Below are 798 nucleotides of genomic sequence, written 5' to 3'. Positions count from 1 at the left end.
CATCGCCTCTGACTGCCAAGGCATCCACCGTGTACGCTTAGTCACTTAACCATACAACCCGAAGGAGTTTCGAGTTGATAATCAAATCACCAAAGTTGTCTCTCATTATTTGAATGAGCGAGAGACATTTCGATTTTGCCGGACTCAATTTCCAAGAACACTTGAATGTGTTTTTAGTTGTATTCATAAATGAATACTTTGAGAACTTTACAAACAACAATAAATTGTTGTTTTGTCAGCTTTCCAAATTGTTAAAGAGCTATGTTGCTTCACAAGGAAGTTACATTTTCTAAAGACTTTCAGAGTCAAAAAGACCAACCAGTATCAATTGCTTGTTCTGGTTTGGACGTTTTATTCCAAAAATACTTAGAGAATGGTGGGCGATACCGGGCTCGAACCAGTGACCCCCTGCTTGTAAGGCAGGTGCTCTCCCAACTGAGCTAATCGCCCACATTGTTTTGATTTCCGTGGAAGGAAATGGTGGGTCGTGCAGGATTCGAACCTGCGACCAATTGATTAAAAGTCAACTGCTCTACCAACTGAGCTAACGACCCAATGGTATCCCGTAGGGGAGTCGAACCCCTGTTACCGCCGTGAAAGGGCGGTGTCCTAGGCCTCTAGACGAACGGGACACTAAGTGAACATCTTGGGGGATGTTCTATCTCTTAAACTTCATAAACCGTATCAATCTGTGTGAACACTCATCGCAATAATCATCGTTTAAGGAGGTGATCCAGCGCCAGGTTCCCCTAGCGCTACCTTGTTACGACTTCACCCCAGTCATGAACCACAAAGTGG

General features: G+C 44.1%; 3 tRNA genes and 1 rRNA gene. All 4 read right to left on the bottom strand.

What is annotated here, in order from left to right:
- Nucleotides 1-374: 374 nt before the first annotated feature.
- Nucleotides 375-450 (bottom strand) — tRNA-Val (locus tag R7Q11_RS25685).
- A 28-nt stretch (nucleotides 451-478) separates the two neighbouring features.
- A tRNA-Lys gene (locus R7Q11_RS25680) sits at nucleotides 479-554 on the bottom strand.
- Nucleotides 555-556: 2 nt separating this feature from the next.
- Nucleotides 557-632 (bottom strand) — tRNA-Glu (locus tag R7Q11_RS25675).
- A gap of 89 nt (nucleotides 633-721) precedes the next feature.
- Nucleotides 722-798 (bottom strand): 16S ribosomal RNA (locus R7Q11_RS25670); the annotation flags it as partial.

Source organism: Vibrio sp. 970 (assembly GCF_033339075.1).
The sequence above is the reverse complement of the archived record's forward strand: the minus strand, read 5'-3'. Positions and strand labels throughout refer to the sequence as shown.